This is a genomic window from Phycisphaerae bacterium (genome assembly GCA_018003015.1).
Lineage (GTDB): Bacteria > Planctomycetota > Phycisphaerae > UBA1845 > PWPN01 > JAGNEZ01.
In genome coordinates this window covers 125,642-152,264 of the sequence record JAGNEZ010000005.1, presented here as the reverse complement: position 1 = coordinate 152,264, position 26,623 = coordinate 125,642, and the positions used below count along the sequence as shown (strand labels likewise).

Annotated in this window: 18 protein-coding genes; 13 read left to right on the top strand and 5 right to left on the bottom strand. The window is 65.0% G+C overall.

Annotated features, from left to right (window positions below):
* Positions 1–4 precede the first annotated feature (4 nt).
* On the top strand, positions 5–463 hold the full coding sequence (locus KA354_04005; protein MBP7933792.1) for a helix-hairpin-helix domain-containing protein: 459 nt from the start codon (positions 5–7) through the stop codon (positions 461–463).
* A gap of 268 nt (positions 464–731) precedes the next feature.
* A complete protein-coding gene (locus KA354_04000) occupies positions 732–2,222 on the top strand; it encodes a serine hydrolase (GenBank protein ID MBP7933791.1) in 1,491 nt (496 codons plus the stop codon).
* Here the strand turns inward: KA354_04000 and KA354_03995 are convergent.
* Positions 2,110–3,066: a hypothetical protein gene (locus KA354_03995; GenBank protein MBP7933790.1), complete on the bottom strand. Its 957-nt coding sequence runs from the start codon at positions 3,064–3,066 to the stop codon at positions 2,110–2,112. The two genes, KA354_04000 and KA354_03995, sit on opposite strands and share 113 nt — an antisense overlap.
* Here KA354_03995 and KA354_03990 point away from each other — a divergent pair.
* From KA354_03990 to KA354_03970, 5 genes are all read left to right on the top strand, one after another.
* A complete protein-coding gene (locus KA354_03990; GenBank protein MBP7933789.1) occupies positions 3,051–3,407 on the top strand; it encodes a hypothetical protein in 357 nt (118 codons plus the stop codon). The genes KA354_03995 and KA354_03990 overlap by 16 nt on opposite strands.
* Before the next feature lie 16 nt (positions 3,408–3,423).
* On the top strand, positions 3,424–3,630 hold the full coding sequence (locus KA354_03985) for a hypothetical protein (GenBank protein ID MBP7933788.1): 207 nt from the start codon (positions 3,424–3,426) through the stop codon (positions 3,628–3,630).
* A 473-nt stretch (positions 3,631–4,103) separates the two neighbouring features.
* Positions 4,104–5,666 carry a hypothetical protein gene (locus tag KA354_03980; GenBank protein ID MBP7933787.1) on the top strand — a complete coding sequence of 521 codons (1,563 nt, stop codon included), beginning with the start codon at positions 4,104–4,106 and terminating at the stop codon, positions 5,664–5,666.
* A 162-nt stretch (positions 5,667–5,828) separates the two neighbouring features.
* Positions 5,829–9,185, top strand: a complete 3,357-nt coding sequence (locus KA354_03975; protein ID MBP7933786.1) for a PQQ-binding-like beta-propeller repeat protein — start codon at positions 5,829–5,831, stop codon at positions 9,183–9,185.
* Positions 9,186–9,291: 106 nt separating this feature from the next.
* Positions 9,292–10,695, top strand: coding sequence for a transglutaminase domain-containing protein (locus KA354_03970; GenBank protein MBP7933785.1), 1,404 nt, complete (start codon positions 9,292–9,294; stop codon positions 10,693–10,695).
* 10 nt (positions 10,696–10,705) lie between these two features.
* Here the strand turns inward: KA354_03970 and KA354_03965 are convergent, their stop codons facing one another.
* On the bottom strand, positions 10,706–13,051 hold the full coding sequence (locus KA354_03965) for a DUF2961 domain-containing protein (protein ID MBP7933784.1): 2,346 nt from the start codon (positions 13,049–13,051) through the stop codon (positions 10,706–10,708).
* A gap of 613 nt (positions 13,052–13,664) precedes the next feature.
* On the opposite strand from KA354_03965, the gene rpsG reads away from it, so the two are divergent.
* Both rpsG and KA354_03955 read left to right on the top strand, forming a co-directional pair.
* A complete protein-coding gene (rpsG, locus tag KA354_03960) occupies positions 13,665–14,141 on the top strand; it encodes a 30S ribosomal protein S7 (protein MBP7933783.1) in 477 nt (158 codons plus the stop codon).
* A gap of 200 nt (positions 14,142–14,341) precedes the next feature.
* A complete protein-coding gene (locus KA354_03955; GenBank protein ID MBP7933782.1) occupies positions 14,342–17,182 on the top strand; it encodes an FAD-binding protein in 2,841 nt (946 codons plus the stop codon).
* Between the two features lie 75 nt (positions 17,183–17,257).
* On the opposite strand, the gene KA354_03950 is transcribed toward KA354_03955, so the two are convergent.
* Positions 17,258–17,464 (bottom strand): hypothetical protein, encoded by a 207-nt coding sequence (locus KA354_03950; protein MBP7933781.1) that lies wholly within the window; start codon positions 17,462–17,464, stop codon positions 17,258–17,260.
* A gap of 166 nt (positions 17,465–17,630) precedes the next feature.
* Here KA354_03950 and KA354_03945 point away from each other — a divergent pair, with 166 nt between their 5' ends.
* From KA354_03945 to KA354_03935, 3 genes are read left to right on the top strand one after another with little or no spacing between them, the layout of a single operon-like run.
* On the top strand, positions 17,631–19,232 hold the full coding sequence (locus KA354_03945) for a sodium/solute symporter (protein ID MBP7933780.1): 1,602 nt from the start codon (positions 17,631–17,633) through the stop codon (positions 19,230–19,232).
* Positions 19,233–19,255: 23 nt separating this feature from the next.
* On the top strand, positions 19,256–20,074 hold the full coding sequence (locus tag KA354_03940; GenBank protein ID MBP7933779.1) for an alpha/beta fold hydrolase: 819 nt from the start codon (positions 19,256–19,258) through the stop codon (positions 20,072–20,074).
* 23 nt (positions 20,075–20,097) lie between these two features.
* Entirely contained in the window at positions 20,098–20,886 is a 789-nt protein-coding gene (locus KA354_03935) for an SAM-dependent chlorinase/fluorinase (GenBank protein MBP7933778.1), read from the top strand.
* A 60-nt stretch (positions 20,887–20,946) separates the two neighbouring features.
* Here the strand turns inward: KA354_03935 and KA354_03930 are convergent, their stop codons facing one another.
* Positions 20,947–22,737, bottom strand: coding sequence for a C40 family peptidase (locus KA354_03930; protein MBP7933777.1), 1,791 nt, complete (start codon positions 22,735–22,737; stop codon positions 20,947–20,949).
* An 85-nt stretch (positions 22,738–22,822) separates the two neighbouring features.
* On the bottom strand, positions 22,823–23,929 hold the full coding sequence (locus KA354_03925; GenBank protein MBP7933776.1) for a hypothetical protein: 1,107 nt from the start codon (positions 23,927–23,929) through the stop codon (positions 22,823–22,825).
* A gap of 302 nt (positions 23,930–24,231) precedes the next feature.
* On the opposite strand from KA354_03925, the gene KA354_03920 reads away from it, so the two are divergent.
* Entirely contained in the window at positions 24,232–26,379 is a 2,148-nt protein-coding gene (locus KA354_03920) for a hypothetical protein (GenBank protein ID MBP7933775.1), read from the top strand.
* Positions 26,380–26,623: the final 244 nt, after the last annotated feature.

Below are 26,623 nucleotides of genomic sequence, written 5' to 3'. Positions count from 1 at the left end.
GGCCATGAATACCGACCTCGCCGGATCGTTGCCTCGGATGCCCTGGGGCGTGCACATTGCCTGCTATGTCATTCTCGGGTGCGCCCTGGCCGGTGTGATGGCCGCGAGTATCCTTTTACCTCTATCGATTGGCGAATCCCCGGCCGCCGGGACGTCGCCGCTCGGTGCGGATGAAGCCGACGGGGTGGCGGGGGACGCTGTGGTCGGCGTGTGGCAGCGGATCGATCCCAATACCGCCACGCTCCACGACTGGACCCGTCTGCCCGGGATCGGGGAAGCGATGGCCCGCAAGATCATTGCCTATCGTGACGCTCAGCGGTCATTCGCCGCGAGCCGTCCCGGTGACGAAGCCGCCGTGGTGTTCCGGGCCCGGTGTGACCTCGAAGCGGTCTCCGGGCTGAGCCCCGCCGCCATTGAGCGCATCGCTCCGCATCTCGCCTTTCCAGCCGGATCGGACCGGTGATTGCCGGTTACACGGGTAGGCGCGTCCTTCAATTCCCCGCGTTCAAGCCCGAAAGTCCGGAGGCCACCGCGCCGGGACAGCGGGCCGGAGCTCCGGAGAGAAGTCGCTCCTTCCCGGTTCGTCGAACGTAGCTGGCGGTCGGGGCGGTCCCGCTTGCGGGGGCTGGAGGGGAACGATAGGCTGGCCCCGGTGTCGTTGTACGTTCACGTGGCGCGGCGGTTACCATCGGCCGCGCGCCGAGCGTGCAGATCGGGTGGAGGTTCCGGCCATGAGAGTATTCGCCGCCACTGCATTCTCCGTCGTCGCGGGCGTTGGGTTGTTGAGCCCCTTCTGTCTGGCGGGCGGCCTGCCGCGCAGCGCCCCCGAGACGCAGGGTATTTCGTCTGCGGCCATCCTGTCGTTTGTCGAGGCGGCCGACAAAGACCTCGACTCCCTGCACAGCTTCATGCTCGTGCGCCACGGCCACGTCGTTGCCGAGGGCTGGTGGTCGCCGTATTCCGCCGAGTCGCCGCACTCGCTCTTCTCGCTGAGCAAGAGTTTCACCTCCACGGCCGTCGGTTTGGCCATCGCCGAGGGCAAGCTCAGCCTCGATGACGAAGTACTGCAATTCTTCCCCGACCAGGCCCCGGCCGAACCGAGCGAGAACCTGAAGGCCATGCGGGTCAGTGACCTCCTGCGCATGTCCACCGGCCAGCAGACCGAGCCGCCGCGCACGCCCGACCAGCCTTGGGTCAAGTCTTTCCTCGCCCATCCGGTGCCCTTCAAGCCCGGAACTCATTTCCTCTATAATACCTCGGGCACGTACATGCTCTCGGCCATCGTCCAGAAGGTCACCGGCATGACTCTGCTCGACTACCTCGGCCCGCGTCTGTTCGAGCCGCTGGGCATCGAGAAGCCCACCTGGGAAACCAGCCCCCAAGGCATTTCGACCGGCGGCTACGGGCTGAGCATCCGCACCGAGGACATCGCCCGCTTCGGGCAGCTTTACCTCCAGAAAGGCAGATGGCAGGGCAGGCAACTCGTGCCTGAAGCGTGGATCGAGGCCGCCAGTGCCCGGCAGACGTCCAACGGCAGCAAGCCGACCAGCGACTGGGACCAGGGTTACGGATACCAGTTCTGGCGCTGCCGGCACGGAGCCTACCGCGGCGACGGTGCATTCGGGCAATACTGCATCGTGATGCCGGAGCAGGACACCGTGATCGCCATGACCAGCGGCCTGAAAGACATGCAGGCCGTGCTCAACCAGGTCTGGGACAGGCTCCTGCCGGCCATGAAACCCGTGTCGCTGGGTGCCGATGACACCGCGCGCGGCAAGCTCGATCGAACGCTCAAGGGTCTCCATCTTCGTCCGCAGGACGGTTCCGCTGCGCCGGTTGCCGGCGCGATCGGCCGCAAGTTCGTCTTTCCGGCCAATCCCCGCAAGCTGGAGGCGGTTACGCTGGAGAGCGGCGTAAACGACGGCCCGGTGACCCTGGTCCTGTGCTTCGGCGGCGTCGAGCAGCGGCTCACCTGCGGCCGGGGTACCTGGCAGAAGGGCCGTTCGACCCTCGGCCTGTTGCCCGAGCAGCCCCTGGCCGCCAGCGGTGCCTGGACCGAGAGTGACACCTTCACCGCCAGCTTGTGCCTGTACGAGACCCCGTTCGTCCTCACCTTCCGGCTGAAGTTTGTCGACCGGGAGGTGCGCTGCAACGTCGAGGCCAACGTTGGATTCGGTCCAACCAAAGAGCCGGAGCTGGTCGGCAAGGCGGAAGCGAGATGAGGATCGCCTTGCCGAGCCCCGGGACGGCAAGGCAAGAGGCGAGATGGGGGCGGGTCTGGTTCCTCTGGGTCGACGATACCTTGGTTTGTCTCCGCGTCCCGTCTTGGCCTCGGAAACGCGATGATCTCGGCGGCGGCGACTTCGAGCCGGAGCGGACGGTGGCCAATGGCTCGTCTCGGCCGTGATGCCGGTCGACCCGTGAACCTGCAATTGGACGAGGGGCTGGGCCGTCGCGGTCAGACCAGAGTGGCGGACTTCTCCAACCGGGTCTTGGCCAGGGCTTCGGTGATGGTCTGGATGAGGCTTTCGCGGCGGGCGATGGGCTCGGCGGTGTGCCCGGATCGGTGGTTTCCGCTGGGGCGAGAGAGGTGAGCATCCGAACACCCTCGATCGGGCCGGTTGCGATCGTGGCTCGGAAGGTACTTCCCCGGCCGGGTTGGCTGGTGACCTCGATGTCGCCGCCCAGCAGGGCGGCCAATCGTTTGGAGATGGCCAGTCCGAGGCCGCTTCCGCCGTACTTGCGGGTGGTGGAGACGTCCGCCTGAGTGAAAGGCTGAAACAGGTTCGCCATCTGTTCTTGTGAGAGCCCGATGCCTGTATCAACCACGTCGAACTGTAGAGCGGGGCTCGGGTTGCCGTGCTGGCCCGCCCGGCTGCCCGACCCGTTCGGCAACAGGGAAACGGCGAGCCTGACGCTGCCGGATTGGGTGAACTTGACGGCATTGCCCACGAGGTTGACCAGGATCTGGCGGATCTGACCAGCAACGCCTCGATGAGGGTCCGGTAAGCACCCTTGCAGCTGACAGGCGTTGCGGCGTCCGCGGTGTCCTGCCGGTGACACGATGGCGTTGGTCCGTGTCGTCGGGCCCGAGCCGGAGCCATCTACGAGTGCTCAAGCACGCCTTTGACCCCTTCTACACCACGCGGCTGGAGAAGGGCGGAACCGGCCTGGGGCTCAGCACCGTTCACGGGGTTGTCACCGGGCACGGGGGCACGATCGGTGTCGCCAGCGAAGCAGGCCGGGGAGCGGTGTTCACGATCGAGTTTCCACGGCACGCGGCAGCACCGGCCGGCCAGGACCCGGCCGGCGGTGGGGTTGACACGTCTGGCGGGCATGGTCTAGAATCACCCCCTGTTGGTCCGCCGGCCGCCAGGGAACCTGGCGCGGCCGATCGAGCCCGATGAGCACGAGGTACCCCGCATGAAACGTCTGTTTCTGTTTGCATCGTTGGCGGTCGTGGGCTTCTCCACCTGGGGTTGCGGTGACGGCACTGCGGAGACGGCTCGCGAGCGTCAGGTTCGGTACAAGCGGGTGATGGACAACGACATGAAGCAGATCAACGATGACTTCGACTCGTTCTGGCTGATGGACCGCCCAGGACGGCTGACCTACTCTCGCGTCGAGTAGTCCTCCCGCTCGAGTAGTCGCGGCTCGTCTCGTTTGCCTGCCTTGAATGCTCGGCCTGTGGTTTCGCACCACGGGCCGATTTTCTGCGCCTGCGGGGGAGGGCGGACAGACCGGGCCGGGCTGAGGGGGTAAGACGGGGGAGCGAGGATCTCTCCTGTCAGGCATGGGCTTCCCCGATCCTGAGCCGGTGGTCCCGGCGGTACTGTATCTTGCAGGCTTTTTTCAGGTAATCCGGGGTTCATCTCCGTGAAAGATCTGCCATCGGCAGGTAGAAACCCCAAAATCTGCCTTGACATGGGTATGGGGTGCGGATATCCTGCTATTGGGGGTAGCCGCTCATTTTGCGTCAGATCGCGCCTCTTCATGCAAGTAGCGATGTCTGACCGAGCGGTCACGCCGCATTGTGTGGATCGAGATTGTTGTCGGTGTCTGGTCTGCAGACACAGGGAAAGAGGCTGCGAGGAGGGCCAAAGATGAATCTCAGAATGTTCGTGATGTGTGCGTTGGCTCTGGTGCCCGCGGTCGCGTGGGCGGCCCCGGGTGACACCCTGGTGGGGGATCCGTTTGTCAACGGGTACAACGGCTGGTTTGACCCCAACGGCGGTGTGAACCCCAACCAATCGCCGAAGCTTGCCGCCGACACAGTGGCCAAGGCGAACTGGGGTATCAGCCTGGTGACCGGCGCCATGCAGGAGAATTCGGATGGTTGGTTTGGGGAGGGGGCTCAGACCACTGCCGCGGACGGCCAGTTCACCCCGTATTTGCTGGTTAAGGACAACTACACAACGCCCTCGTCCTACACCTATTCTGCGACCATAACGAGTTTCGATGATGACGGATTCGGCATGGTCTTCGGGTACCAGGATCCCGGCAACTACTATCGCGTGAGTCTCCGCGCCCAGCCCCCGGCCACAAACAGCAGGGGCTTCGGGCAGGGTGTATCCGTTCAGAAGGTGTCCACATCACCCGCCGGCGTCGTCAGCATCAGCAAACTCGGGGAATCCACCGCCTTCGTGCCCCCGATTTCGGCGGACCTGGCCGGCAGTGCGCCGATGAACGTGAAGGTGAAGGTCGACGGTACGAACTGGGAGGTATACGCTGGTGAGGCGTCGAACCCGAACCCAAGCCTGATCTTGAACGGGACGGATAGTGGCCTGGCGGCCGGTAAGATCGGCCTGCAGTCCTGGTATGAACGCGGCAGCATCAAGTGGGGAATGGAAACCAGCCGCGTGGAAGTGTCGGATGCCAGCGGCACGCTGTTCCAGGATACGTTCGCCTCGAGTCTTCCGGTCCAGTGGCGATCCGTGGTGATGAAAGACGCCGCGGGCGTTGCGGCGACCGGCATCGTCGCGTCCGGCAGCTTCCGCCAGAACTTCGTCACGGGTACGATCTCGGATGACAGCAACGGTTACACCTGGGCTACTGCAGCCGCGAAGAATACCGACTTCCTCGGGCCGGCCATCGTGGTCGACGAGGCCGGCAGTACTTCGCTCACCAACTACGAGATGAAGGTTCGGCTCGCGAGTGTCGACGACGACGGCCTGGGCGTTTTGGTTCGTGCGCTCGACGACAAGAATTTCTACCGCATCAATTTTGCCGCTCAAGCTGGGGATGCCACCCAACGCGCGCCCCAGGGCATGTCCATCCAGAAATGCCAGGATGGCGCCTGGTCCATGCTCTATCGGGATGATCTGGAGAAACCTGACGGCCTCTGGACGTACACCCCTGGCGCGGACAAGCCCTTCGACCTGATCGTGCGAGCGGTGGACAACCAGCTGTACGTGGAGGTGATTGACCCTGCGGGTGGAGGCAGGGTTTATCCGATTATTACCGATAGTAACCCGATCCTGGCGGGCTCGGTTGGCCTTACCACCTGGGGAGATGGCGGCGGGCTCAACAACGGCGCGTTCTTCTCCCGCTACGGTGGCAAGGTAGGCGACCCGCTCCTGATTGAGGCTTCGGTGATTCCCGAGCCGGCGTCATGCCTGCTGGCCTGCGGTTTCCTGGGTCTGGCCCTGCTTCGCCGCCGGTGGTAAAGCCTTAGCCTGTAAGGGGTTGAACGCTTCAGGATGGGTTCGTGTCGTGCTCGCCCGCTGCCGTCTCGTTTAGCGGCCGTGGGCGAGCACGTTTGTGGTGGAGTCGCGTTTGCGGGTACGCGCGTCGCGGGCGTAGGGTATTCCCAAAGGGGCAAGTCCTCCATGTGCATACGGTTGCCGGTCTTTCTGACGGTTTCAGGTATCCTATTGGCCTCGGCGGTCGCCTCTGCGGCGACGCTTTCCGCGGCGATCATCGACTATCAGGACACATGGTCGACCACCAAGGGGCTGGGGCAGACGCTCACCGATCTCGGCCAGTCGTATACCGATCTGACCAGCGTCGTCCAGGCGGGCGGCCCGGTCAACCTGGCCGGTTACGATACACTCATCATCGGGAGTTTCTGCACCCAGAACACCACCATCCAAACGGTCCTGGCCAACGCCGGCACGGTCATGAACCAGTTCGTCAACGCCGGGGGTACGGTCATCATGTTGACCCAGGCCGACCAGAATCGCTCCCAGGAGAGCTGGATTGCCTCGCCGGCCGTGGTGACCCGCGGTGATCCGGATTTCGCCACGGTCTACAGAGTTCAGCCCGCCCACCAGTTGTTTGCCAGTCCCCACGTCATCGCGGACGCGGATCTCCAGGGCTGGGAGTACAGAGGTTCGTCCACCTGGGATACCTCGTGGGAGAGCTTCGTCACCTTCAGCGGTGTTGGCGTACTGGCCGGCGACTCGGCGTCCGTGGTCAGCAAAGCCACAATCATCGAGGCCGGCTGGGGGACGGGGCGAGTCATTTTCACGTCGCTGGCCGCGGACAAGGCTCGCAACATCGGCAATGCCCAGGCGAAGGCCCAGGCCTTGAGGCTGATGGCCAACCTGGTGCAGTACGCCAAGGACGTCAAGGATCAGCTTGTTGCCCCGATCGTCATCTACGAGGGCGGCGGCTATCCCAATCCGATCACCGGGCGGGTGTTCAACGATCTCGACGGCGACAAGGAGTGGGATGCCGGCGAACCGGGTGTCGCCGGCGTGGGCGTTTCCGACACGATCGATCTGGTCGTGACTGCGGCGAACGGAACCTACACCTTGCCCAACACCGGGAAGAACGCCACGCTTCTGTACATCTGTCCGCCGGCCGGCTACGCGAAGAACACCACTTGGCATCGAGCGATCAGCAAGACGTCGACTGCGGCTCACTTCAGCTTCGCGCTCACCGCTCAGTCTGAGGGCGGGGATTTCGATTTCGTCCAGATCACCGACATTCACACCGGGGCCAGCGGCACCAAGGCTCTGCTGATCGAAGCCCTGGCGCGGGTGGCCGCCCTTCCCAAGCGGCCGAAGCTGATCTTCGCCACCGGAGACCTGACCAATTCCGGGGCTGCGGTGTCACAGTACGAGGACTACGTCGCCGGGGTCGCCACCTCGGCGGTGCCGCTGTTCAGCGTCTTCGGCAACCACGATGCCGACAATTCCACCTCGAACAACTATCGCCGATACCTGGGGCCGGATTACTACTCGGTCAACTACGGGGATTGTCATTTCCTGGTCATCAACGGCGTGCACAAGACGGCGGCCCAGAGCGCCTGGATTGCCGCCGACTTGGCCCTTCTCCGGGGCAACCGCAAGCTCTTCGTGTTTCATCACTATGCCCCGACCGAAGCCGAGCTCGCCCAGTACGCGACCTGGGGCGTACGTGCGGCTTTTTCGGGGCACTGGCATTCGCAGCATACGGTGCAGGCCGGGCAGGTGCTCTCGTACAACACGCCCACCTTCCTGTTCGGGGGCATCGATTGTTCCCCGGCCGGCTTCAAGTTGATCAGCGTGTCCGGCGATTCGGTCACCACCCGGATGAAGTGGATCACCAACGGCAGACAGCTGCAGATCATTACGCCGGGCTCGTCACAGAAGATCGCCAACGCGGATCTGCCCATCGTGGTCAACGCTTATGAAACGGAAGCCGACACCACCTCGATGACGTATCAGCTTCGTCGTGGCACCGACTTGGTCGCCGCCGGCCCGCTGCAGAGCGAGGGCGACTGGAGTTGGCGGGCGACGGTGCCGCAGGCGTCACTGGGGGCGGGTTCGTACTCGGTCTCGGTCCAGGCGACGAATGACGCCGGCTCGGTCTCCTCCGTCCAGACGAGCTTTCCGATCATGGCCGCCCGGCGCCCGGAGGTCATCGCGGGCGACCCCTGGCCGCAGTTCGGCGGGGGCCCCAAACGCGGCGGCCTCTCGACGAGCACGATCCGACCGCCGCTTGGCGTGGTCTGGATCACTTATTCCGGCGGGACGTTTGATGTTGGCTCGCCGGTTCTGGACGGCGACACGCTCTTCGTGGGCGTGAAGGACCGTCGTGACCTCGTTAACAACGGCGTGCTGGCTCTGGACATCGCGGACGGATCGAAGCGCTGGTTCGCCCCAACGCCGGCGGCCGTGTCCCACGCGGTGGCCGTGGACGATCAGCGGGTCTACGCCAACTCGCACGGAGGCATCCTCCACGCGTTTGACCGGGTCACCGGGGCTCCGGTCTGGCAGAAGGTCCTCGGCTCGAGCACGCAGCGGTGGGCCTACGGGGCGCCGGTGGTCAGTGGTGGGCAGGTGTACTCCGGGACCTATGCCTACTTTGGACGCTTCAACGCGGCAACGGGGGCGGAAGCTTGGCATCAGGCCTATGACGATGACTGGATCAGCTGCAACGCCTCACCGGCCACCGATGGGACGATCGTGACGGTCCCCGGCAACTGGGCAGGGTACAACCTGAAAGGTGCACCGGTGGGAACGGGCGGCGCGGCCTGGAGCTACAGCTGTAAGGGTCTTCACGGCAGCCCGGTCATCGCCGGCGACAGGGTGGTGTTCACCGATTACGACGGAGTGCTGCATTGCGCCCTTCTGACCACCGGCCAGCAGGTCTGGAGCATGGCTCTGGGCGGCGGTCGGTCGGCTTCGACGCCGGCCGTGTCGGGCAATATCGTCGTCGCCGGCGGAACGGGATCGGTCGGCGCGTATCGTCTGGGCGACGGTGCACAAGTGTGGACCTACGCCCTCGGGACGTCCGCCCTCAAGATGGCTCCCTACAACAACACCTTCGCGGCCCTGGCGGGCAGCCCCACGATCGCAGGCAGTTACGCGTATGTGCCCTGCGGCGACGGCCGGCTGCACGTCCTTGATGTCGCGACCGGGGCCGAGGCGTGGTCGATGGACTTCGGCACACCCATCCTCTCGGCCCCCTGCATCAGCGGGGACTTCCTGTTCTTGACCACATTTGACGGGCACATCTACGCCCTGGCGGATCGGAGCCGGTTCAGGTACGCCGACCTCGACGACGACGGCGACGTGGACAGCGACGACATGGCCATCCTGAGCTCCTGTCTCGGCGGGACCGGCTTGCCAATCGGCGAGGGTTGCGTATCATCGGATCTGGATGCCGATGGAGACGCGGACCTGGCCGACTTCGGGCTGTTCCAGCGATGCGTGAACGGTTCGAACCAGCCTCCCGCAGCCGGATGCGGCAACTGATTCGCGTCAGGCTGGGGATTCGATCCGCCCGTTCGGGCGCGTTCATGCCGGCTCGCGTGCATCACCGGTGCAGTCGCCCTTTCGGTGGCCTCAGGAGGTGCGGCACATGCGCATGAGAACCGGTACCTGGGTGGTTGTGTTGCTGGCATGTGGTGGGCACGCCGTCGCGGCGGCCGAGAATCTGCGCAAGGCCAATTCCGTCGAGCGCGTCGCTCGTTTCGAGTGTCGGCTGACCAACGCCGCCGATCGCGAGCAGGATGTCACGGTGTACGTGCCCCTGCCCCAGAGCAACGCGCGCCAGGAGGCGTCCGTCGTTCATCCCAGTCCCGGCTACAAGGAGATCCTGACCGATGCCTATGGCAACCGGATCGCCTGCTACGTCGAGAAGGGCATGAAGCCCGGGGAGATGCGCTGCCGCGGCTGGATGGCGGCGGTGCGCACCTGGGCCACGGCCTCCCTGCCGACGACCCGGCCGGCCGAACTCGACGCCGAGCAGCACGACCGTTATACCCGCGATTCCCCGAAGTACCAGGTCACTTCCCAGCCTGTTCGCGAGCTCAAGGATGAACTCGTTCGAGGGAACACCAGCGACGTCGACCAGGCTTTCGCCTGTTTCAGCTACCTCGTCACCCACATCACCTACGTGCGGGACGACAAGTGGGATGCCGCGTCCGACGTTCTGCGGAAGAAGCAGGGCTCGTGCTCGGAGTACAGCTACACGCTTCTGGGTCTGCTCAGGGCCGCGGGGATTCCTTGCCGCTACACCGGCGGCTTCATCGTCTCCCTGGCCAACAAGACCAAGTACGACGAGAAAGTGCACGAGGACAGCGTGTTCCATCGCTGGGTAGAGATCCACCTCAGGGACTACGGGTGGCTGCCGGCGGATGCCTCGCGCGGCCAGGGCGATGCCAAGCGGTTCGGCAACTACCTCGACTTCTGGGGACGGGTACCGGCCGACAGCCTCCAGGTCTACACCGGCGACGGGGGTGCGGACAGCCTGTTGGAGTGGGACTATGTTGCCCACGCGACCGGGACGATCGAGGGAGGTCTGAAGGCCACCTCGGTATGCTACTGGATCGAAACGCCCCCGGGGGACCTCGACGCCGCGGTGAACGAGGTGTCGGGCGCCCTGGCCGAAGGTGGGTCACGGTTCTCGCCCCCCACCCTGGTTACGAACACGCTGAAGCGAGAGGCCCTCTTTCTCCTGCTGGACCGGGTGGACCGCTCCCGGTATCCCGAGTTGATCGAGGCCCTGTACGCCGTCCGGCATCCGTCGGCGGTTCACTTGTCCGTTCTGTGCGATCACCAGGGCATGAGGCTGCCCTCGTTCCTCGAGTTCCCCCTCATGGTTGATGAGTACCTCCGGGGTGAAATCCTGAAGTACCGCCGTGGGGGCAAGTGGCAGTGGGGGGGGCTCGAGCGATGGTGGCGGAAGGCCCGACCGGAGATCTCCTTCTCGGAGGAGAAGAAGGTCTTCGTTCTCAATAAGCGGAACATCGAGCTCAACTGATCGCCACGTCCTACTTCACCGGAATCAGCCGCAGTGCGTCGAGCCCGGCCGCGTATCCTGTGGATACCGGGTTGCGGCCGATCATCTGAATGGTCAGCGTATTCTGGCCGGGCACGACCTCGACCTCGCCGGCGAAGACCGTCCGATTGGCGATTCTCGGCGAAAAGGTGTCGATCGGCGCTCCGACTGGAACGTCGTTGAAGCGCAGTTGGGCGATCCCGTAGTCCCATGAGGTGCCCAGCCGGACCACGAGGGTGTAGCGGCCAGTCTGCACCGAGGACGGCAGGATCAGGCCGGCCGATTCGCCCGGGCGGCGGAACCGGAGGAACGCCAGCTCGCCCTGAGACAGGGCCGGGGGGGCGCTCATCCTCAGCGATTGGCTCGTGGCCTTGACCGAGGAGTTCGAGGTCAGGGGCAGGCCCTCACCTTCGATCGCACTCTCCCACCGGTAGGGCGTGGTCCAGTTGCCGATCCAGTCCGCGGGCGAGCGGCTGTTGCCGTGGACCGAGAAGACATCGAAACCGTCGGGGTTGAATTGCCCGGGATGCACGTAGCGATAGGACTGGCCCCAGGGATCGCGTCCCGGACGTTCCGCATACGGCCAGTGGCCCGCAGATTCCGGGAATCGCTCGGGGCGGGTGGTCAGCTCGTCCAGGTTCCGAGGGTACTCCTTCGTGTCCGCGACGAACTTGCGGATGGCGGCATCCAGCAGGGTGACCGTCCGGCGAGCCCGGTCGATCCAGCCGGCAAAGAGCTTCTCCTCGTCGGCCAAGTACTGCCGCATCTGTCCCGGCAGATCGTCCCAGGGGAATCGGCGGATCGAGATGCCGTCCAGCCCGCAGTCGTAGCCGGGGGTATCCGCGTCGTTCTTCCGGGCGAGGATGTGCGCCCCGACGCACTCGAAACGGACGCGGTAGTCACCCGGTTTGAGGTGGTGAATCCCAACCTTGGTCTCGAGCCGGGTCCCGTAGATGAAGTTCTCCGGCCGATTCTCCTTCCAGGCAAGATAAGGATCATAGAAGTCCATGGCTCTCGCGAGCAGAATGTCGCCGGTGGGGCCGCAGAGGGTCACCTTCCAGACGCCCTCGGTGCGAAAGAGACGCTGGAACACGGAGATCGCGTACTTGCCTTCATCGGCGACACGGCAGGGGATTTCGAACCAGCCGCCGGGTCCTTCGTTGGTGACATAGAGCATCTGCTTCTGATGACAGACGCGGTTGGTGCGGCGAGCGGCTTTCACGCCGGGCCCGGTCTTGATTTCACCGGCCATCTCGGCCACTTCGACCACCGTCTCGGCAGGGACGCGCTCCTTGACCGGCGGGAACGGGTCGGAGGTCGCGGCCGGGGTGTCCTGGTACCAGTAGGCCACCGAGGAACAGAAGTCCGGCCGGTACTTGAAGTTGTACTCCTGCGAGCCGCCGGTCTCCGGATCCGTGACCCGGCAGTAGCTGCGTCTTTCGATCTCGACCTTGAGGGACTTGCGGAAGGTGACCGGTGCCTGGATGTGCCAGCGGTAGGCGGTGAAGCGGCAGTCCTCCCCGTTGGGTTCCTTGATGGTCACGCCGGTGTTCAGGTTGGTGAACAGCCGGAAGTTCCAGGCATCGTTGAAGAAATCCTCCGTGCCGGTGCCGACGATGGAAGGCTCCTCCTCGCCGTCAATGTAGAATCGGTCGTCGGATTCGCCGAACCAGCTGTCGTAGCTGCACTGGGTGGAGAACACCGTGCCCACGTAGTGCCCACGGCCCTGGCCTTCGAAGATCACGTAGGGGGAGAAGGGCTTGGCGGGGAATTCCTGGCGGTATCGGGCGTGGAAATAGAGCATGTCCGCCGGCGCCTGGGGAAGTTCCATCCAGTCGAATTGCCAGTAGACGCCCAGGTCGTGCTGGCCCTGGTTGGCGATTTCGATGCGTGCACTCCGGCGGAACGGCATCCGCCAGTAGCAGTTCAGGGCTCGTCCGTAGGAGGTCACCTCGATCGGCAGAGTCTGGACGTTGGCCGTCATGCCGTTGCCCGCGGCGAAGAAATCGCCGATGGGGGTCTCGACCGAGGGGGTTTGGGCGCCGTCCCACCAGATCCGGAGCACCGCGGTGCGCGGGTATCGTCGGTCGCGGCTGAAGAGCGTGAACCACATGTGTCGGATCTCGCCCGGCCCGCGCAGCTCGGTGAGCACCGCGCTCTGGCCGGGGGCGATGTGCCAGGCGTCCACGTTCGACTCGGGATCGAACAGGCCGCTGGACGCCCGGCGAGCCTGGCCCTCGACGGACCGGGCGATCTCCGCCAAGGGGTTGGCCTGTACGTTGTGGGCGGCCAGAACTCCTGAAAGAAGGACGAGATAGCGGGTGCGACCATAGCTCATATTCCACCTGCCTTGTGCCGCTAAAAGAGGACTGGTCGTAGATTACACTCCGGCCGCGGGCCGGGAAAGAGAGAACCGCGCTTACTTCCAAGAGGTATTGTCGGGTTTCTCGATTTGGGTGGTGAAAGCTCCTGCCCCCGGCAATGCCGCGGCGTTGCCCGGGCTCATCTCCTCGGTCCGGGAACTGAGGCCGGCCTCAGGCCCGAGCGCATCCGCCGACGGATGGGTGCCGAAGCTGTGGCCGGCAGGGGCCTGGCAAGGGGGTAACGGGTGTTGAGGGTCGCGACCTACCGGCTTGCCTCGGGCGGTCGGGCGGAGGAGATCAAGGACCGCAGCTGGGCTTCGACCGCCGGGTAGCTTGGCCCTGTCGTTGGACCGCGGCGGCGGTTCTCTCGTAAGGCTTTTTTGAACAACAGGTTACAGTGCGCGAGGGTGACTTCCGCGGTCGGCCTGCCGGCCCCGGCAGTCGCTGCTTGATTTCCTTCGCCGGTGGGCGGATAATACCGGGTTCTAGCTGTGGATGGCCACCGCCTCCTGTGCCCGGGCTCCGGGATGGTTCGGACGGGGCGGCGGGGCGAAGTGGCGGTTCGGTGTTCGAAAGGAACGCGTTCTCATGGGCAGGAAGAAGTTCACGCACTCGGAAGAGCAGCTCCGCGGTGATTCCCGGTACAACAGCCGGCTGGTCAGCAAGTTCGTCAATTGCCTGATGTACGATGGCAAGAAGAGCGTGGCGAACCGCGTGTTCTACGATGCGATGGAGATCATCGGCAAGAAGGTCAAGGACGCCCAGCCGATCGAGGTCTTCGAAACCGCCCTGCAGAACGTCAAACCGAATATCGAGGTCCGCAGCAAGCGAGTCGGCGGCTCCAACTATCAGGTTCCCATCCAGGTGAACCGCAAGCGCCAGCAGTCCCTGGCCATTCGCTGGCTACTCGAGGCCTCGCGCGGCCGCAAGGGCTCGCGGATGTGCGAGAATCTCGCCAAGGAACTCATCGACGCCTACCACCGTGAAGGCACGGCCATGACCACTCGCGAGAACGTCCACCGTATGGCCGAGGCCAACAAGGCATTCTCACACTTCGCATGGTGAGAAGAGCACCTTTCAGCACTCCGCTTCCAGTTTTTCGAGAGCGAGGGTTCCCCGCTTATCACGCCGCGTTTGGCCGGGGAGGATCGTCGCGGGGTCGGGTCCGGCTCCGGGCGTCATTGGACGCCGCATCCGCCGCGACCACCGGAGGGGCGGTCTCACGCTGGTAGCAGGACCTGTCCCGTTGCCTATAATGGTTTCCCATGGCGGCCAGACAGCAGGAACTGATCCGGGCGAGCGGGTGCGAGGTGCGGTTCGACGAGCTGACCCGTACCCTTTACGCCACCGATGCCTCCATTTACCAGATCAAGCCGATGGGGGTGGCCTTTCCGCGCAGTGCGGCCGATGCCTCGCACATCGTTGTCGGTGCGGCCGAGGCCGGCGTGGCGGTGACGCCGCGCGGCGCGGGTACCGGCCTGGCCGGTGGAGCGGTCGGCGACGGCCTGATCATCGACTTCGCCCGATACGGCCGACAGATCACCGATCTGAACGTCGAGGCCCGGACGGTACGCGTCGGGGCGGGCGTCGTACTCGACCAGCTCAACGAGTACCTCAAGCCGCACGGCCTGTGGTTCGGCCCAGATGTGGCAACTAGTTCTCGGGCGACGCTGGGCGGGATGATCGCCGCCAATTCATCCGGCGCCCGGGCCCCGATCTACGGGACGACGGTCGATCACGTGCGTTCGCTGGAGGTGGTTCTGGCCGACGGAGCGGTCGCCACGGTGGGTAAGGATCATCCCGATCTGCCCGGCCATCGTGCGGCGGCCGACCGACTGGTGCTGCAGCACGCCGATGCCATCCAGGAACGGCTGCCCAACGATATCTGCAAGCGCTGGCCGGGTTACGGTTTCGATGACTACCTTCGCCGAATGGGCGACCTGACCCAGCTCATCGGCGGCAGCGAGGGCACGCTGGCCGGGATCACTTCAGCGGTGCTCAACCTTGTTCCACTTCCGCCGCCGTCGAAGAAAGGCCTGGCAGTCTTCTTCTTCGATTCGGTGCCGGAGGCGATGCAGGCCACGGTGGCCCTCCTCGATCTCCACCCGGTGGCGATCGAGCACATCGACCGGCTGCTCCTCGATCAGACCCGGGGACAACTGGCATTCCAGGCCGCCCGGTCACTCATGCGACTGGACGAGGAGCCGTGCGAGGCCCTGCTGCTGGTCGAGTTCTACGACGACATCGAGGACCGGTTCCTGGCCCTGGACAAGCTGCAACTCGGCCGGCGCAAACTCATCTGCCGCGACATCAGGCAGCAGGAACTCATCTGGGCGCTGCGCAAGAGCGGCCTTACCCTGTTGACCGCCTGCAAAGGCCCCGCCAAGCCGACCCCGGGTATCGAGGATGTGTGTGTTCGGCCGCACCAGTTGCCCGGTTACGTCAGCGGGCTCATGGGCATTCTCAATCGGGTCGGCGTCCAAGCCTCCTACTACGGCCACGCCGCCCCGGGCCTGCTGCACGTACGCCCCAAGCTCAATCTGCACAACGCCGAGGATATCGCCAAGTACCGCACGATCTGCGACGAAGTGTCGGCTCTCTGCATCCAGTTCAAGGGCTCGCTGGCCGGTGAACACGGGGTGGGCATCACCCGGACCGAGTATCTGCCGGAACACCTCGGTCCCGAACTGATGGCCGCGACCCGCGAGCTCAAGCGTCTGTTCGATCCCAAGGGGCTCTTCAACCCGGGCAAGATCGTTTGCGACGGTCGGTATCGGCTGGAGACCAACCTCCGCTATGGAGCGGGTCACAGGATCGACCTGCCGTTCACGCCGGCCATCGGCTTCGTCGAGCGTGACGGTTCGTTCATCGCCAACTTGGAGCAGTGCAACGGCTGCGGCGGCTGCCGCAAAGACTCGGTGACGATGTGCCCGACCTACATCGCCACCGGCGAAGAGGTCATGTCCACCCGCGGTCGAGCCAACATCATTCGCGCCGCCCTTGAACGCCGCCTCAGCGACGGCGAGGTCCTACTCAGCGAGGAACTCGGCGTCGCCCTCGACAACTGCCTCTCGTGCAAGGCGTGCAAGCGCGAGTGCCCGTCGAACGTCGACCTGGCCCACCTCAAGGCGGACCTCAACAACGCCAAGCACCACCAGGGCGGGCTGCCGCTGCTCGATCGCATGATTGCCAACGCCGATCTGCTCGGCCGGCTTAACTGCGGCCCGCAGGCCGCGATTGTCAACACCGTCCTGCGCAGCCCGCTGACCCGCTGGCTGATGTACAAGGTGCTCGGCTTCACCACCGAGCGGCCGATGCCGCCCTACGCGTCCTATCGCTTTGACCGCTGGTTCGCCAAACGGCGTAACAGCAACGGGCATGTGACCGGCGGCCGCGGGCGGGTCATCCTCTGGGACGACACCTGGGTGCGCTACAACGAGCCCAACATCGGCCAGGCGGCGGTCAGGGTCCTGGAGGCGGCCGGGTTCGAGGTCCTGCTGCCCGAAGGCCGCAAGTGCTGCGGGCGACCGGCCATGAGCCGCGGCGTGCTCGACCTCGTGGACAAGCTCGGCCGGCACAACGTCGCCCACTTCATGGGCCAGGGCGGCGACGAGCCGATTATTTTCCTCGAACCGTCGTGCCACTCGATGTTCATCGACGACTACCGTAATCTGGGCATCGCCGACGCCGAGAAGGTCGGCAAACGCTGCCTGCATTTCGAGTCGTTCGTTTACGCCCTGCTGCAACGCGAGCCGAACGCCCTGCCGCTGCGCAAGGAGGCCCTCAAGGTCGCTATCCACGGCCACTGCCACATGAAGGCCCTCGGCGATCCCAAGGTCCTGCCCATGCTGGCGGAGAAGATCCCCGGCACGAGTGCGACGTTGATGGACACCGGCTGCTGCGGCATGGCCGGCGCGTTCGGCATGCTGGCCAAAAAGTACGAACTGTCCAAGCAGGTGGCCAAGCCGCTGATCGACAAGATCAACGCCCTGCCGCCGGGCACCAAGCTGGTCGCCTCCGGCACGAGCTGCCGCCACCAGATCACGCATCTGACCACGGCCAGGCCATTGCACATGGCCGAGCTGCTGGCGGAGGCCCTGGGTTGACAGATGTCTCAGGACTTGTCAACTGGTTTTGAGTGGCTGGAAGCTGATAACTGATCGCTGATCTGAACGCTTCAATCACGCATACCTATCGTACCCGGAGCCCATGCCCTCGAGCATTTCGGACATGGCCTTCTCCAGGTTCTCGTTGGCGGCCGCGACCATGTCGGCGGCGGCCTGGCCCTGGCCTTGGGTGATCTTGAGGATCTTGGCGGCCATGGCCATCTGGATCTCGGCGGTGGTCTGGGCTGCCTTGAACCCGACAATGCTATCGATGAGGCTCATGCTGCCTTACATCGGCTATTGCCGGAGTTGAGTCGAGCGGGGCGGCCGAGGACCGATAATCCCAGGCCGCGGGCCTTTTCACAGCTGCTCATGGTACGAATCGTCCCCGCCGCCCTTGACGTACCCGCACGCGTCCGGTGATGCTCTCGTCTGGAGGACCGTGCTGATGGGATTCTCTCTCAACGCCCTTGATCTGTCGATCATCGTCGGCTCGCTACTCCTGGTGGTGCTCGTGGGCCTGCGGGCCGGGCGGCAGAACGGCCAGACGGCCCGCGGGTACTTCCTCGCGTCGGGCAGGCTGCCCTGGTGGATCATCGGCTCGGCCTTCGTCTCGACCAGCGTCTCCAGCGAGCAGATCGTCGGTACGGTCGGGGCCGCCTACCAGCATGGCATGGGCATCGCCAACTGGGAGTGGTGCAGCCTCCCGGTTTACACCCTGCTTATGCTCTTCTTCATCCCCGTCTACCTGCGGAACCGGGTGACGACGGTCTCCGAGTTCCTGGGTCGGCGCTACGGCCCGGCGTGCGCGGATTTCTACAGCTTCGTCATGCTCTTCGCCTATGTGTTCATCTTTCTCGTGCCGGTCCTGTACGGCGGCACGGTGGCCATTTCGGGGCTGACCGGCTGGAACTTCCACGCGGTGCTGTGGGGCCTCGTCGTCATCGTGGCCCTCTACACGGTCAAGGGCGGTCTGGCCTCGGTCATGTGGACGGACGCCCTGCAATGCCTGATGCTGGTCGGCGGCGGCGTGGTACTGTTCTTCGTCGCCCTCAGCCGGATCGACGGCGGTTGGGAGGCCATGATCCAGGCCAGCCCGGATCGGTTCCATCTTTACCGCCCGGCCGGCGACGAGGCCGCTCCTTTCCTCGGCCTGCTGACCGCCATGTTCGGCGTCGTCCTGTTCTACCAGGCGGGCAACCAGGTCATGATCCAGCGCGTGCTCGGAGCCCGCTCGGAATGGGACGGCTACATGGGCATCATCTTTGCCGGGTTCATCAACTTCCTGCGCCCCCTGGTCACCTGCTTCCTGGGCTTGATCGTCTACCACTGGATCCACGTGATGAAGATGGCCGAACCGCTCGAGAAGGGGGATCTGGCTTTCCCCTTCGTGCTCAAGTCCATGGCTCCGCAGTGGGGACTGCGCGGGATCGTGCTGGCCGGCTTCCTCGCGGCGGTCATGTCCACACTGAGCGCCCTGTCCAACTCGACGGCCACCCTGTTTGCCCTCGAGGTCTACCGCAAGTGGGTCCGCCCGCGGGCCGACGATGTCCGCACCGTACGCGTTGGCCGGATCGCGGCACTGGCCTCGCTGGTGATCGCGGCCCTGGTGGCACCGAGTGTCGAGCACCTGGGCGGCATCTTCAAGTACTTCCAGACCGGCGTCACCTATTTGTCTACACCGTTCCTCTCGGCCCTGTTTATGGGCGTACTGTGGAAACGCGCGAACTACGCGGGCGGGCTGTTCGGGCTCATTGGCGGCTCGGCCATCCAGCTGGCCATCGCGATCGCTCTTCCCTGGTTGCTGGGCCACTCAGTCCACTGGCTCTATCTGGCTTTCTTCGCCCAGGTGCTGACCATAATCGGAATCGTGCTCGTGTCGCTGGCCACCCCACCGCCGCCACGCGAATTGTGGGAGCCGTTTCACTGGAGTCCGACCCTGCTGGCTGCTCCGGACGGCGGGAAGTCGCGGCCATGGTATCAGACCATTACCTTCTGGTATCTGATCTATGCGGCGATCTGGGTCTACCTGTACTGGCGGTACTGGTGAGTGCTCTTGTCGAAGGGAAGCCTATGGTACGGAAACCGAGGTCGATCGGGTTGGTGGTTCTGCTCGGTCCGGGCCTGGCCGCAATGGCCATCGAGCCGTTCACTTGGCGGGAAGTGTCGTTCACCGCCCGTTGCGACGGCACGCAGCAACTGTACGTGATCGGGTTGCCTGCCGGGTTTGAGGTCGCCAAACCGCACGACCTGTTGATCGCCCTGCACGGCCACGGCTCCGACCGCTGGCAGTTTGTGCGTGACGAGCGGGCCGAATGCCGAGCCGCCCGGGTGACGGCCGCCGCCCACAACATGATCTACGTCTCGCCCGACTACCGGGCCAGGACATCCTGGATGGGACCGAAGGCCGAGGCCGACCTGGTTCAGATCATTGAGCAGCTCGAGCGGGAGTATCGCGTCGGGCGGGTGTTCATCTGCGGCGGCTCGATGGGCGGATCCTCCGCCCTGACTTTCGCCGCCCTGCACCCCGAGCTGGTCGCCGGCGTGGCCTCGATGAACGCGACCGCCAACCACCTCGAATACACCAACTTCCAGGACGCGATCGCCGAGTCCTTCGGCGGCCTGAAGGCGGACAAGCCGCTGGAGTACAAGAACCGCAGCGCCGAGTACTGGCCCGAGCGGCTCACCATGCCGGTCGGCATCACCGCCGGCGGAAGGGATACGCTGGTCCCGCCGGGAAGTGTCCTTCGACTGGCTCACGTGCTGAAGGAAATGCGGCGGCCGGTTCTTCTTCTGTACCGCGAGGAAGGGGAACACTCGACCGACTACGACGACGCCCGGCTTATGCTGGAGTACGTGGTGGCCGGCAGAACCCCATCCTCTTCGCCATGATCGCTCAAGGGACCGGAGGCTTTATGTCCACTGTTGCCCTGCTGACTGATTTCGGGACTCGAGACCATTACGCGGCCACCATGAAAGGGATGATCCTTCAAATCAACCCCAAGGTAACCCTGGTCGACGTCACGCATGAGATCGCCCCGCAGCATGTCCTTGAAGGCGCCTTCGTTCTTCGCCAGACGCTCCCGTTCTTTCCGGCTGAAACCGTCTTCGTGGCGGTGGTCGACCCGACGGTCGGAACCAGCCGCCGCATTCTGGCCGCACGGTACAACAACCGGTTCGTCCTGGCTCCGGACAACGGCCTGCTGACCTTTCTTCACCGCGATGCCCAGCTGCAGGAGATCCGGGTGGTCGAGAATCGGCAGTTCATGGCCGCGACGCTGTCCACGACCTTCCACGGCCGTGACATCCTGGCCCCGGTTGCCGGCCATGTTTCCCGCGGGACCGCGCTTGACCGATTGGGGCCGCCCGCGGACCGAGTGGAAGTGCTCGACATCCCCCGCCTGGAATGGTCGCGGGACGGTTCCATCACCGGCCAGGTCATTCACGTCGATCACTTCGGCAATCTGATCACCAACATCGCCGAGGCCGATCTGAGCGGCCCGCGGCTCCAGGTCCGAGGGCGTGAGGTCATGCTCGGTGATCGCCTGATTGGCCCGGTCCGTATCACCTACGCAGACGTCCCTCGAGGGGAGCCTGTGGCCTTGATCGGCAGCACCTGCATGCTCGAAATCGCGATCAATGCGGGGAACGCCGCCCTATCCCTGCAAGCAGGCTGTGGGACCCGCGTGCACATGACCCCCTGATTCGCCCCGCGTCGGCTATGCGGGCCGGGCAAAGGACACCGGTCGTTTCATGGCCGCGGCTCAGGGTCGCTTGGCGCCCAGGAAGCGCTCGTCCCACTCCTTCCGGTAGAGCCGATCGCCGGGCTTGAGGCTGCTGATCTGTACGCACGGCGGCGAAGAGTGAACGAAGTGAGTCGGTGTGATGGCGATGCCGGTGTGCGAGATCTTGCCGGTCACGTCCACGAAGTAGACTCGGTCGCCCGCCCGGATGTCGTCTCGATACCAGTGTGTTGCCACGAGTTTCCCGCTGAGGAACTGCTGAGCGGCATCGCGGGCCACCGGTGTTCCCTCGTCCTCACACACGTTGGTGACCATGCCGCTGCAGTCCGGTCCGACCGGTGAGCGCCCGGAGAAGACGTACGGCATGTATTGCAGCGTCAGGGCCGTCTTGGCCCGGATCTCGAGCCGGTCACCCTCATCGATCGGGCGAACCTTGTCCGGCGGTGCCTGGATCACGCTGTCGTCCGGTCCGAGGAGATCGATCGCGGAGGCACTCGCCCTCAGGATCGGCAGCCGCGAGCCGCGCGGAACGCGCAGCATGGGCAGTTCGAGGTTGGCCAGCAGTGCCCCCTGTCGGGCCCGGCTTCGAGCCTGGAACGGCTCGCGATCCAGCAGGCGGATCGACTCCTCGCGCACCCAGCCGTGATAGCCGTCGCCGGCCTGCACGAGGAAAAAGCCGGGCTCACGGTCGAGCAGGAACAGCAGTTCGCCGTAAAGCAGCTGCGTCTGCCGCGTGGCCAGTTCGGTCGGCTCCTGGAAGGTCAGTGCGGTGGTGGCCAGGCACACGCCGAACAGCTTGCCGCCCAGCCGCTGGTTGTCCGGCAGGAGACGCATCTCAGACCGGACGTTCCTGACGCCCAGGGCGTGCAGAGCGATCTCCAGTGTGGGCAGGAACGTGGGAACACTCGTCGCACCGCCGGCCACGACCGTGTCGCCGTCCAGCGTCACCTGGGGAGCGTAGTAGATCGCAGTGTTGTCGCTCAGGGCGGTGCGGCGCAGCATGGTCGCGAACCAGGCCGCTCTGGAAACGGGCAGGGCGCCTTGCGGCCATATCGAGCGGGCGACCGCGCCGACCTGGTGATGCAGGAACTCCTCAATACTGTCAAAAGAGGGCTTTTCCCTTCTCGCAGGCGGGTGGGGCCATCGCCGGGCTCGAGCCGCGTCCAGCGTCTCGTGATTCTCCTTCACGCAGGGGGCCAGGGCCTTGAAGACCTTCTCCGCCCAGTCGACATGGCGGTGCCGCCTGTCCTCGCCCCCGGCCGGCATCGGCAACGTGATCCTGATGTCCGGGATGCGGTCCGGCAGGTACTCACCGGTAACCACGTCGGATGCCCCCAGCCCACTGGCCATGGCTTGCTGAATGCGCGGATAAGGCCATCCCTTCGCCGGCGCCGGTGTCGGCGGGCAGACCGTCGAGTACCGGATGCCGACGATGAAATGGGCGCCCGTTTCTCTGCACAAATGGCTGATCCAATCCTCGCCGGACGGCACCTTCGCCGGCCGCGGCCGGTCGTCCAGGCGGGCCATCACCGCCCGCCCGTCGGCCTTCTGGATCAGATGGGCCAGATGAGCCGCGGTCAGCAGGGCCATCTCGTCGGCCGCGCGCCGCTCGACGCCGGCCGGTTCGCCGCCAACAGCATCGACCACAACCGACAGGCCCCGCATCCCGTCTCTCGGCGGCAGCCACACGGGCTGGAACGTCTCGATCGCATCACGAATCATGGCATCCAACTCCGAACTGGGCGAACTCGTCGACCCGGCGGTGAGGCCGCCACAGGCCAGGCAGACCCATAGGGAGGTTGAGAAGATCATGATCAAGGCACATCCCTCTCGCTGTGTCGGCGCTGGTCCGTTCCCAGCTTCTGGCGAGTCGGCCCTGCTCGGGCTTTCGCCCTGGTCACCCTTGAAGGTCCGGCGTTCCCTTTGACGGCGAACGCGGCCCCGCTTCCTGGCGTTTCGGCGCTTCCGCCGGTTGGGTCGCGGGCACGTAGATGATTCGATCCGGCTGGGTCGGGGCGTAGGCGTTGCGCGCGGGGATCGTGAGCCGATCGAAGGACTTGTAGTCCTTGATTGCACCCACCCGGCCGATGCGAACCGACTTGCGGAGCAGGCCGCGCCCGTTGTTGCAGTCGCTGAACTTGCCGACGCCGTAGCCGGGCCCGTGGGTCCCCGACAGGTTCGACGAGAAGTACTTCATGCCCGTGATCTTCCCTTGTCCATCACGCATCCAGTCCACGAGAATGACCGAATGCCCGCCCGGTGGGGTGGTGCTGTAGCTCAGGAAATCGCCTGGCCTGGCGTCCTCCAGGTTGGGAATCGCCCGGCCGAGGCCGTAGCTCACGATCCCGCGCTGCTCGCAGTCGCCTTCGCCTTCGATGTACCAGAGCTGCAGCATGTTGAACAGGTCGTTGAAGGTCATCCCGTTGAAATCGTCGGGGTCCAGGCCTTTCTGGATATTGCGGAGCTTCATCGCCCGGATGAAAATCTCGAAGGTGAGCCCGCAGCAGTAACTGCACCGGGAGCCATCCGGGTAGGCCTTGGCCACGACCATGCCCTTGAACCACATGTCCTGGGTCACCCCATTATAGAGGTCATACTCGCGCGGATCCCAGCCGCAGTGATAGGGGTAGGACCCGTCCAGGGGGTAGGCCGAGATCACCTTGAGGACGTAAGGGTTGAGCGAGCCCTCGGCGTCGTCCGCGATCATCTCCTCTCGGGCGTAGGCCTTGGCCAGCGCTTTGTCCACCGGCGAGAACCCGCGGGGGTCGACCGGGTAGACCCGCGGCGAGTAGGTGTAGCGCTTGGGGGGAGCCTGCTTCCTGGCCGGTCGGGTGGCCGCGGCCTGGTCCGGGGGCGTTCGCGTGGCGGCCTGCTGCGTGGCGGCGACCGGTTGCCTGGCGGCCGATGGGTCCGTCGTCTGGCATCCGGCGACGGCCAGCAGCGTGGTCTCGATGGCGATCAGCGTCAGAACGGTCATCTCACGGCGAATGATGCTCGCGAGCATGCAGGATCCTCCCTTCGGCCGAATAGCATACCCAGAAGCTGCCCCGCGCACGAGCCCGGTCCGCGTCAGAATGCTGAACTCGGACGTCGCTCAAGGGCCCGGGCCTCGCGTCCGGCCGAACCGCGGCTGGTGTGCCGTCAGGAGATGGGCTTTTCATGCCCTCCTCGCTACACTAGGCGCCCATCGCGGCGGGAACCGCAGAGCCGGCCTCCGAGCCGTGACTCGACCACCGGGATGCCGGTCCGGCGCCTGGCGGGATAGGTTCTGAACCAGGCTCGTCTTCGAGTCGAGGAGGTGCCACCATGTCCGCGCTTCCGCACGGCGTTCGCGGCTTCGTGCTATCGCTCCTGGTCGGCTCCATCGCATCGGGATCAGGGCAGGTGTACGAGGATGTGGCCTTTCCTCAGGACCACGCCGTCCAGTTCAGGAACGAGGTCAGGCTGGCCGACTTCGACCTTCGCACGGTACGGGCCGACCGAGACGGCAAAGTCCTCGTCAACACCAACAACGGGCTGCTCAAAGCCGATGACGGTCGGCTGGTCCGCTACCGGGAGCTGGCCGGCATTGCCGAGCTGGACCATCGCGACCTCGAACTGCTCGGCGGCAAGTTCGTCTTCCTGACCGATAGGTTCCTGCTACCTCTTCACAAGGCAGGCGCGGATTACCGGCCCAATGGACCGGCGGGCTTTACTCGAGTGGCCCCGGCCGCTCCGGGACACTACCTGCTGCTGTCCTCGGCCAAGATGACCGAGGTGCGCGGCGAGCGGCTTCTTGAGCAGCCGAACCCGGGGTTCACCGAGGTGTTGTTCGATCCTGCCGACGACTCCTTCGTCGTGTATTCCGCGACGGCTCTGGCTCGCTGGCGGGGCGGCCAACTGCTCGAGCTGCCTGTTCCCCCGGCCCGTATTGCCGGGCTTGTCGCGGCCGCCAGGGACAATCTCAAAGTTGCCACCGACAAGGGGCTTTACACCGTCACCGGTCTCGGGGCGACGCTGGACAAGGTGCCGCTGCCCTGGTCGGAACTGACCTGCATCGCCCGCGACGCGGAGGGCCGGCTGTGGGTCGGCTCGACGCGGGGAGCCTTCAGCCTGGATCGCTCCGGGCACGTCAACTACTACGCCGGGCCGCGCTGGCTGGCCGATGACCGGGTGATCGACCTCTTCGTGGATTCGCGGAACGACGTGTATGTGCTCGGTCAGGCCGGCCTGTCCAAGATCGAGTTCACGCCCATGACCCTGGCCGACAAGGCGGCCCGGAAACTGAGCGTCCTGCGGTCTGGCCATATACGCTATGGGCTCGTCTCCGACGTCCGTTTGCCAGATGGTGATTATGCCCGGGCGCGACTCACCGACTCCGACAACGACGGCCTATGGTCGGCGATGTACCTGGCCGGCGAGGCGTACCGTCTCGCCGTCACCGGTGCGACCGCCGCCCGCGAGAACCTCATGGACGGTCTGGACGCCCTCGAACGGCTGGTCACGATCACCGGCATTCCCGGTTTTGAGGCCCGCACCTTCGAGTTGGATGGCTTCAAGGTATCCGACCCCGAGCGATGGCGAACCCGTCCGCAACGCGATTTCGAATGGAAAGGGCACACCTCGAGCGACGAAATCGTCGGGACCTTCTTCTTCTACGGCGTGCTCGACGAAACCACTGCCAGGAAAGACCCGGCCCTCCGCAAACGCATCGCCGGGATTGTCGGAGCCATTACCACCCACATCCTCGACCATCGGCTCTATCTGGTGGACGTCGATGGCAAGCCGACCACCTGGGGTCGCTGGAATCCCGAGTACGTGAATCAACCCCTCATCGGCGGCGATCGGCGGCTCAACTCGATCGAGATCCTCTCCTTCCTCCAGCTGGCCTACAGCCTGACCGGCGCCCAGCGCTTCAAGGACGCGTTCTACGAGCTGGTCAACGGGCACGGCTACGCCGACAACACGGTCAAGTGGCTGCCCGACCCGATGGGCGAATGGAATCACTCCGACGACGAGCTGTACTGGCTCAGTTACTACAACCTCATCCGCTACTGCTTCGATGACAAGCTCAAGCCCACGTTCCTGGCCAGCGCCCGCAAGCACTACGAGGTCACCCAACGCAAACGCAACCCCGTCTGGAACTTCATCCACGGTCACATCACCGGCGACCCCATCGACCTCGACGGTAGCGTCTGGATCCTCCGCGAGTATCCGCTGGACAGCCGCGACTGGCGAACGACCAACTCGCATCGCGGGGACATCAAGATCGAACGGCGTCCGGACGTCGAACCCGAAGCCGTGCCTCAATTGCCGCCCGACGAGCGCCGGATTCAGAAGTGGAACGGCAACGAGCTGAACGTCGACGGAGGCGGCGACGGCCAGAGCGGCGAGTCCGGAGCGGAGTACCTCCTGCCCTATTGGATGGGCCGCTACTACGGCTACATCTCCGCCCCGCGTGCGCGTGCCGGATGACCTCCGACGTGGATAGCCCGGCCGCTCGATGGTATGAAGCCCGCAACGAGAACGGAGAACGCCCCGTTGCCGAGCGACAACCGCGAGAGCCCTCCACCGTCCCGCGACCACCCCCATGGAGCAGTGAGCCTCAGCTTGGCCCCGGCCGCTACCTGATTCTCGCAGCCGCAGTAGTCATGCAGCTCTGCCTCGGCGCGACCTACTCCTGGTCCATCTTCGTGGATGCGCTCAAGGCGGGGCCCGG